Source organism: Streptomyces sp. MK7, from assembly GCF_032658145.1.
GTDB lineage: Bacteria > Actinomycetota > Actinomycetes > Streptomycetales > Streptomycetaceae > Streptomyces > Streptomyces spiralis.
In genome coordinates this window covers 45,792-54,237 of the sequence record NZ_JAVACL010000050.1, presented here as the reverse complement: position 1 = coordinate 54,237, position 8,446 = coordinate 45,792, and the positions used below count along the sequence as shown (strand labels likewise).

Sequence of the window (8,446 nt, the reverse complement as noted above, 5' to 3'; positions counted from 1 at the left end):
ACCGAAGCCTGAGCCGAACGACATCGACATGAGAACCAACTCCAGATGTGCATTTCGGGTGGTCATGAGCTGTCGCACAGGCCTCCCGTCGGAGGTCTGATCGGTGCGCAACAATTGCCGTCTCTCCGACCAAGCTATCCCCGGGCGCCGGCCCCGGCAGCTTCTCGGGGCAACACTGGACCGCCTCACAACAGACGTTGTCGAGCGATCCAAAAGACGTCATGTGTCGCATCGCGCGCACGGCGGGGCTCAGTGGCCTGACTTCTGGTGTCGCTCCGGCCTGAAGGTGAAGAGCGAGGTCAGCCGGTGCCCGCGACGGCGTCGGCGAGGCCGCGGATGCGGTGGCCCTCGTCTTCTACAGCTTCGGCTTCTACAGCTTCGTCAAGGCTCTTCCTTTGTGCATGGCGATGTGGCCGGTCCTGTCGCTCTTGATCTCGTACTGCGGATCGTCCTTCGAGCAGCGGCGCGTATGACCCTTGTAGTCCACGTCGTGCGTGTGCTTCTTGATGATGACGCCTTCCACGTGTCCGGCCTCCGAATTCCACCGCACATGATCTCCGACGTCGAACTGCTTCACCATTCCAGGCCCCTTCGATGCGCCCTCTCCGTGGGCACTGGTTTCTTCATGGTCGCACGCGGCCGGAGTGTCGGCGATCCGTTGCCGCGCCCGGCTGTTCCTGTCGTCCGGCGATAAAATGGCCGGCCGGGTGATATCTGCGCCACAGGGCGCCGCCGTCCACCGCCGACGGCCGATCGAACTGGAGGGTGCCGGGATGGCCGGACACGTCACCTACCGCAGGATCTACGAGGAACCCTCACCGCAGGACGGCAAGCGGGTGCTCGTCGACCGGCTGTGGCCGCGTGGCGTGAGCAAAGAGAAAGCCGACCTGGACGAGTGGCTGAAGGACGTCGCACCCTCGACCGACCTGCGCCACTGGTACCACCACGACGTGGAACGCTTCGCCGAGTTCCGCCGCCGCTACATCGCCGAGTTGCACGATCCCGAGCATCAGCAGGCAGTGGAACAACTGCGCGACCTGGCCGCCCATGACAAGGTCACGCTCCTGACCGCCACCAAGGACGCGGACCACAGCGAGGCCGCCGTGCTCGCGCGGTGGCTGAACCAGGACGAGCCGCACGACGCCGGCTGAAGCGGCACCGGCCCTCGCTCGCTCCCGCGCGTCCGGATCATTCCCACCGGGGGTCATTCCCGCCGATGGTGCAGGAGGCGCTCCAGCAGCCGGTAACCGCGTTGCTCCGCCGCGGCCAGTTCGGCGGGATCGATGCCCGCCGGCCACAGCTCGCCCGCGGCGGCGTCGTCGGCCTCACGCAGTTCCACCACGGCCTCGGCCAGGCGCACCTGGATGTCAGGGGGCGGCGGTCCGCAGGGACCGGCCAGCGCCCGCTCCGCGTGTTCCGCCGCCCGGGTGCACGCGGCCAGCGCGCTCTCCACCCGCACCGCGGCATGGTCGTCGACCACGAGCAACGCGCAGATCAGCCCCACGGCGATCCCCAGGAAACTGGCGAGCCCGCGGTCGTGGACGAGCTCACCTGCCGGGACGGGGACGGCCATGTCGCTCAGCAGCAGGGCCAGGGGCGTCACGAAGACGACACCCAGACCGTAGTTGCGGACGACGGCGTACTCCAGCAGGAACTCCAGGAGCACGATCACCAGGGCGAGGGTCGTGGGATCCGGGTGCGCGGCCAGCACGCCGAGTGCGATCAGCAGTCCGACGGCGGTGCCCAGCGTCCGCTGGGCGGCACGTTGCGCCGTCGTCCGGATGTTGACCGAGTGCAGCACCGCGGCCGCCGAGATCGCCGCCCAGTAGCCGTGCCCGAGGCCCAGCAGAAGGGCCAGCCCGCCGGCCACCCCCGTGCCCAGGGTCATCCGCAGCGCCGGAACGACCCTGGCCGAGATGTGGCCGGGGCCGCGGTGGCGCGGTCCCAGCATCAGTTCGGAGGCGCGCTGGACGGCGGGGCCGGCCTCTGGGGCGGCCTGCCCGGTCACGGGGCGGGCTCCGCCACGTGCCGCGGCCGCCGGCCGGGACGCGAGTTCGGGCAGCAGCGGGGTGACCCGGCGGCGCCGGTCCGCGAGAAGCAGGGCCTGCTGCCGCAGGCGCTCCGGCGTCACGGGGACGTCATCGCGCGACGGCCGCGCGGAGCCGATCAGCAGGCACCAGGACATGTCCGTCAGACGCGCGCAGGCCCCCTCGTGGCCGGTGCACCGCACGTCCGCGGGCGGCGTGAGGCCGAGGGAGTGGTACGCGTTGAGGACCGCCACCGTCGCTCGGTGCCGCTTCCGCCCCGTCGCCTTCCCGGCGCCGACCGAGTCCAGGAGTTCCGCCAGCGCGCGCAGCGCCGCGGCGACGGCGAGACGCTGGGGCCGGTCCGGGTGGACGAGCCGGCCCACCAAGGCCAGCCCCCAGGCCACTGCCGACGCCGCGGCGGCCAGCCCGGTCCTCGGCAGGACGTCGGCGAGGGCGGTGGAGCTGTTCGCGGCCACCGCGAAGGAGAAGAGCAGCAGCACCGCGCCCAGCCCGCCCAGCCGGGCGGCGTCACAGGCGAACTTGGCCAGCCCGGCGACCAGGGCCGTCGCAGGCACCACCGCGACCGCACCGGCTCCGCCCGCCCGTGGCTGGGCCAGCGCCGCCAGGGCCGCACCGCAGCCCACGCACGCCGTCATGGCCACCCCGACCAGCGCGAGCACACGGGCACGGCGTGGGTAGGGCAGATTCCGCCCGAACGTGGTGGTGAACGAGCCCAGCATGGCGTACACCGCCAGATCGGGCCGCCCGGCAAGGACGATCGGCAGGGCCACCAGCGCCATGGCCAGTGCCGCGCGCAATGCGAAGAGAAAGGCCCCGTCCACCTGGTGCACGGCCAGTGCACCGCGTGGGGAGAGCACCCGGCCCACTCCGGAGAGCGGGCGCGGCCGGCCACCCCTGAACACGGCGGGAAAGCGCCTGCGCGAAAACGGCATCGTCGGTGTGTGTCCTCTGCCCTGCTTCTGGGGGGATCAATGATTTCGGGAAAAATGCTGTGCGGGACCGGCGCTTTTACGGGATCGACGCACAGGATCCGACGTACGGGATCAATGCTCCGGACGGGTGCGGAGGTCCGCGCCGGGCAGCGGAAATGCCGCTAGTGTGGTGGCGCATGAGCACGTGCTTGCCGCTCTCCGTAATTCCGCGGCTTGCTTGCGCGGTGACCGTGGGCGCTGTGATCGGCGCCGTCGTCGCCTTGCCGACCGACATCCCGATGGGCGTCCTGGCGGGCATCGCCGCGACGGAAACCTTTTTCGTGGTGGTGGGCTGGATCGTGCTGTGGCCGATGGACGCGGCCGAGACACACCGCCATGCCGGACGCGAGGACCTGCGGCCCGTGGCCGAGGAACTCGTCGTGATCGCGGCGGCCTGCTGCGGACTGCTCGGCATCGCGGTGCTACTGCTCAGCAACTCGGACCCCGTTCATGCCGCGACGGCGCTCTGCGGCGTGTTCATGGCCTGGTCGGCGCTGCACCTGATGTACGCCACCCGCTACGCGTACCTCTCCTACCGGTCGTCCGAGGGCGGGATCGATTTCAACTCCGGCGTCCCACCCGCGTACCGGGACTTCTTCTGCTTCAGCTACAACCTCGGTATGACGTACCAGGTGTCGGACACCGGCATTTCACGTTCGGGGATCCGTGCCATGGCATTGCGGCACTGTCTTCTCTCCTATGTGTTCGGCACGAGCATTCTGGCGACCGCCATCAATCTCGTCGCAGGAGTCCTCACGCGCTGAGCACCAGCATCGCGTGATGTGCCGCTCCGGTCAAAGAGGGCCCGTCGATCGCCTGATAAACGGCGGCTGTCTCACCGGGTGAACCAGCCCCCAGAGGAGTGATAAACGGCGCCGATCAGCTCATCGAAAATCCCTCTTTGACTGCCTGCCGTGACGGGGCGGAGGCTTGCCTCGCAGCCCGAGTGAATGTTCGCGGACAATACGACAGGAAGAGGCAGACCGGACGATGAGCGGCATCGAGGATCCGAGCGACGACCTGTCCGTCACCCCGCCCAAGCACTGGGCCGCGGGCGTACCGGCGGTGGCCCACGCGCTGGAGTACTCCCTGGAACAGACCTCGGTGCGGCGGACCGCTCTGACACTGCTGAACATCAACCAGGTCAAGGGAATCGACTGCCCCGGCTGCGCCTGGCCGGAGCCCGGGCCGGGCCGACGGCACCGCAACGAGTACTGCGAGAACGGCGCCAAGCACATCAACGACGAGGCCACCACCCGCCGGGTCACCGCGGACTTCTTCCGCGAACACCCGATCGCCGAACTGGCCGGCAGGTCCGACTACTGGCTCAACCAGCAGGGCCGGCTCACCGAACCCATGGTCAAGCGGCCCGGCGCGACCCACTACGAACCCATCGGATGGGACGAGGCGCTCGATCTGCTGGCCCGGGAACTGAGGGACCTCGACTCTCCCGACCAGGCCCTCTTCTACACCTCCGGGCGGCTGAACAACGAGGCCGCCTTCCTCCTGCAGCTGTTCGCCCGTGCCTTCGGCACCAACAACCTGCCGGACTGCTCCAACATGTGCCACGAGTCCAGCGGATTCGCGCTCCAGGAGACGTTGGGCGTCGGCAAGGGCAGCGTCTCGCTGGACGACATCCACCACGCGGACCTGATCTTCGTCGTGGGGCAGAACCCCGGCACCAACCATCCGCGCATGCTCTCCGCCCTGGAGCAGACCAAGCGCAACGGCGGCCGGATCGTGGCGGTGAACCCGCTGCCGGAAGCCGGCCTGATCCGTTTCAAGAACCCGCAGAAGCCCAGCGGGGTGATCGGCCGCGGCACGCAGATCGCCGACCAGTTCCTGCACATCCGGCCCGGCGGCGACCTCGCCCTCTTCCAGGCGCTCAACCGCCTGCTGCTGGAGGCCGAGGACGCGGCGCCCGGCACCGTGCTCGACCAGGACTTCATCGACGACCGCACCACCGGCTTCGCCGACTTCGCCGCGCACGCGCGGACGGTCTCCTGGGACGACGTCCGCACCGCGACCGGGCTCACCCGCGAGGAGATCGAGCAGGTCCACCAGCGGGTCCTGAACAGCAGGAGGGTGATCGTGTGCTGGGCGATGGGGCTGACCCAGCACAAGCACGGCGTTCCCACCATCCGGGAAGTCGTCAACTTCCTGCTGCTGCGCGGCAACATCGGCCGGCCCGGCGCGGGTGTGTGCCCGGTGCGCGGCCACAGCAACGTGCAGGGCGACCGGACCATGGGCGTGTGGGAGCAGATGCCCCGGTCCTTCCTGGACGCCCTCGGCCGCGAGTTCGCCTTCACCCCGCCCGCCCCGCACGGCCTGGACTCGGTGAACGCCATCCGGGCCATGCGCGACGGCCGCGCCCGGGTCTTCCTCGGCGTCGCCGGCAACTTCGTCCGCGCGACACCCGACAGCCTGGTCACCGAGGAGGCGATGCGACGGTGCCGGCTCACCGCCCACATCTCCACCAAGCTGAACCGCTCGCACACGGTCTGCGGTGCCACCGCCCTCATCCTCCCGACGCTGGGCCGCAGCGACCGGGACGTCCAGGCCACCGGTGAGCAGTTCGTCACCGTCGAGGACTCGATGAACCAGGTCCACGCCTCCCGCGGACGCCTGGCGCCGGCCTCCCCGCACCTGCTCAGCGAGGTCGCGATCATCAGCCGCCTGGCCCGCAGCACGCTGGGGGACGAGCCGGCCATCCCCTGGGAGGAGTTCGAGTCCGACTACGGCACCATCCGGGACCGGATCGCCCGTGTCGTGCCGGGCTTCGAGGACTTCAACGCCCGCGTCGCCGAACCGGGCGGCTTCAAGCTGCCCAACCCCGTCAACCGCGGGGTCTTCCGCACACCGAGCGGCAAGGCGGTCTTCACCCGCAACGAGTTCACCATGCCGCACGTGCCCGCAGGGCATCTGCTGCTGCAGACCCTGCGCTCCCACGACCAGTGGAACACCGTTCCGTACGCCATGAACGACCGCTACCGCGGCATCCACAACGCCCGCCGCGTCGTCCTCGTCAACCCGGCCGACCTCAGCGCCCTCGGACTCGCCGACCGGGACCAGGTCGACCTGGTGAGCGTCTGGCACGACGGGACCGAGCGCCGCGCGGAGGACTTCACCGTCGTCGCCTACCCGGCATCCCGGGGCTCCGCCGCGTCCTACTACCCGGAGACCAACGTCCTGGTACCGCTGGACAGCGTCGCCGACATCAGCAACACACCCACCTCGAAGGCCGTCGTGGTACGCCTGGAACCCATTGCCGCGCGCGGCACGGAGCAGCAGGAGCAGCAGGAGCAGCAGAGCGTGACCGCCGGAAGCGAGCGGTGATCATGGGCCGAGTGACCGCGCGGCGCAGGGTGCTGCGCATACGGGACGGCGTGTCCTCGTACCAGCCGGACACCCTGGCCGCCGAGGAACCCCTGGAGATACGGGTCGGCGGACGGCCGCTCACGGTGACCATGCGCACCCCGGGCGACGACTTCGACCTGGCCGCCGGGTTCCTGGTGAGCGAGGGCGTCGTGCACGCCGTCGAGGACGTCACCGCGATCCGCTACTGCGCCGGCGCCACAGCGGACGGCGGCAACACCTACAACGTGGTGGACGTCGCCCTGGCCCCCGGCGTGCCGGCACCGGACGCCTCGCTGGAGCGGAACTTCTACACCACGTCCTCGTGCGGGCTGTGCGGAAAGGCGAGCCTGGACGCGGTACGCACCTCGGCGGCATGGTCGGTGGCCGAGGACGCGCTGCGCGTGGCACCGGAACTGCCGGCGCTCCTGCCCGACCGGCTGCGGGCGGCACAGCGGGTGTTCGACACCACCGGTGGCCTGCACGCCGCGGGCCTCTTCACGGCCGACGGCGAACTGCTCTGCGTGCGCGAGGACGTGGGCCGGCACAACGCCGTGGACAAGGTGGTGGGCCACGCCCTGCGGTCCGGGCTGCTGCCGCTGCGCGAAACGGTGCTGATGGTGAGCGGCCGGGCCTCGTTCGAACTGGTGCAGAAGGCCGTCATGGCGGGCGTCCCGATGCTCGCGGCCGTCTCCGCGCCGTCCTCACTGGCCGTGGACCTGGCCGCCGAGAGCGGGCTGACCCTGGTCGGTTTCCTGCGCGGTTCCTCGATGAACGTCTACACGGGAGCCGAGCGCCTGCCGCCCCGGCTCGCCGGTCGACCGAAGGAAGAACGACCGAGGAAGGAACGACCGAGGGAAGAAGGACCGCGGCGAGAAGGACTGCGGCGAGAAGGATCGCGGCAAGAAGGGGACGGGAGCGTGGTCAGTCGGAGGCCCACGCCTCCGACAGTCGGTCCAGTGCGGCGGTGATGTCGGCGCGGCGGGCGATGCCGGTCAGGGCCCGGGCCATGACCGAACCCGGCTCCCGGGCGGTGGTCACCAGGCCGACCCGCACCGTCCGGGCGGGCTCCACCAGGGGTAGCGCCCGCATGCCGGGCGGCACTCCGAAGACATGCAGCCAGGCGTGCGGCACGACGCTCGCCCACTGCCCGGTCCTGACGTGGGCGAACAAGGTGGCCACCGAGTCGGTCTCCACGCGGGGCGAAGGCCGCACGCCGGCCTCGGCGAACAGCTCGTCCAGCACCCTGCGGCCCTGCATGTTCCCGGTCAGCAGGCACAGCGGCAGCAGCGACGCCTCCGCCCACGTCGCCGTCGCCCGGTGGCCCACACCGTCCGCGGCGGTGGTCAGCAGCACATACCGCTCCTGGTACAGCGGCGTCGTCCGGAAACCCTCCGGCAGATCCTTGTGGAGGTAGGTGATACCGGCGTCGAACTCGAAGTTCTGCACCTGCCGGAGAATGTCCTCGTGTTGGAGGTCCGCCATGACCTCCACACCGACCAGCGGGTGCGCCACGCAGAAGGGGCTGGTCAGCAACGAGACCGCGCCGGTCGCGGTCGGAATCACGCCGATGCGCAGGGTGCCGCTCAGCCCGGTGCGCAGGGCGCCCACCTCGTCCTTGAGGGCGTCACGGTCGGCCAGGATCCGCTGCGCCCACACCACGATGCGCTCGCCCTCGGGCGTGAGGCCCTCGTACTTCCGGCCGCGCCGGACCAACGGAACGTCCAGTTCCTCCTCCAGCTTCCGGATCGCCTCCGACAGCGCCGGCTGCGATACGTAGCAGGCCTGCGCGGCACGCGCGAAGTGGCGTTCCCGGGACAGGGCCACGAGGTACTCGAGTTGACGAAACAGCACGTCAAGGGTCTACCCGACGACACACCGGAATGCCAGTCGCCGGCAGGCCCGCGTTCACCGCGCTCGAACACCCGCCACTCGCTCCAGGTATTCCTCGAATTGCGCGACCGGGCGAGCCATCGCACGGCCGACAGCCTGCTGGGCGCCTTCCGTCAGGTCGCCGACGAGGGAAACGCCGTGGGCCGGGAGGGGGCCCGTACGCCGGCTGTGTGCGTACGC

General features: G+C 70.3%; 6 protein-coding genes and 1 pseudogene. 4 read left to right on the top strand and 3 right to left on the bottom strand.

What is annotated here, in order from left to right; all coding sequences use genetic code 11:
- Positions 1-370: 370 nt before the first annotated feature.
- On the bottom strand, positions 371-580 hold the full coding sequence (locus R2S09_RS34265) for a DUF2945 domain-containing protein (RefSeq protein WP_306189045.1): 210 nt from the start codon (positions 578-580) through the stop codon (positions 371-373).
- Positions 581-773: 193 nt separating this feature from the next.
- On the opposite strand from R2S09_RS34265, the gene R2S09_RS34260 reads away from it, so the two are divergent.
- Complete coding sequence (locus R2S09_RS34260; RefSeq protein ID WP_306189064.1) at positions 774-1,151, top strand: DUF488 domain-containing protein; 378 nt, start codon at positions 774-776, stop codon at positions 1,149-1,151.
- A gap of 53 nt (positions 1,152-1,204) precedes the next feature.
- Here R2S09_RS34260 and R2S09_RS34255 read toward each other — a convergent pair whose 3' ends face one another.
- The gene (locus R2S09_RS34255) at positions 1,205-2,980 is read right to left on the bottom strand and encodes an FUSC family protein (protein ID WP_316745268.1); all 1,776 of its coding nucleotides are present in this window, start codon (positions 2,978-2,980) and stop codon (positions 1,205-1,207) included.
- 176 nt (positions 2,981-3,156) lie between these two features.
- Here R2S09_RS34255 and R2S09_RS34250 point away from each other — a divergent pair, with 176 nt between their 5' ends.
- From R2S09_RS34250 to fdhD, 3 genes and pseudogenes are all read left to right on the top strand, one after another.
- Positions 3,157-3,783 (top strand): DUF1345 domain-containing protein, encoded by a 627-nt coding sequence (locus R2S09_RS34250; RefSeq protein WP_316745272.1) that lies wholly within the window; start codon positions 3,157-3,159, stop codon positions 3,781-3,783.
- A gap of 226 nt (positions 3,784-4,009) precedes the next feature.
- Entirely contained in the window at positions 4,010-6,355 is a 2,346-nt protein-coding gene (locus R2S09_RS34245; RefSeq protein WP_316745267.1) for an FdhF/YdeP family oxidoreductase, read from the top strand.
- A gap of 2 nt (positions 6,356-6,357) precedes the next feature.
- Positions 6,358-7,173, top strand: a pseudogene (fdhD, locus tag R2S09_RS34240) (formate dehydrogenase accessory sulfurtransferase FdhD); the annotation flags it as partial.
- Between the two features lie 124 nt (positions 7,174-7,297).
- Here fdhD and R2S09_RS34235 read toward each other — a convergent pair.
- Entirely contained in the window at positions 7,298-8,227 is a 930-nt protein-coding gene (locus tag R2S09_RS34235; protein ID WP_306189041.1) for a LysR family transcriptional regulator, read from the bottom strand.
- Positions 8,228-8,446: the final 219 nt, after the last annotated feature.

What these genes read in the sequence shown, in the direction of transcription:
- R2S09_RS34265 (WP_306189045.1), bottom strand. Translation starts at nt 580, where the DNA reads ATGGTGAAGCAGTTCGACGTCGGAGATCATGTGCGGTGGAATTCGGAG.
- R2S09_RS34255 (WP_316745268.1), bottom strand. Translation starts at nt 2,980, where the DNA reads ATGCCGTTTTCGCGCAGGCGCTTTCCCGCCGTGTTCAGGGGTGGCCGG.
- R2S09_RS34260 (WP_306189064.1), top strand. Translation starts at nt 774, where the DNA reads ATGGCCGGACACGTCACCTACCGCAGGATCTACGAGGAACCCTCACCG.
- R2S09_RS34245 (WP_316745267.1), top strand. Translation starts at nt 4,010, where the DNA reads ATGAGCGGCATCGAGGATCCGAGCGACGACCTGTCCGTCACCCCGCCC.
- R2S09_RS34250 (WP_316745272.1), top strand. Translation starts at nt 3,157, where the DNA reads ATGAGCACGTGCTTGCCGCTCTCCGTAATTCCGCGGCTTGCTTGCGCG.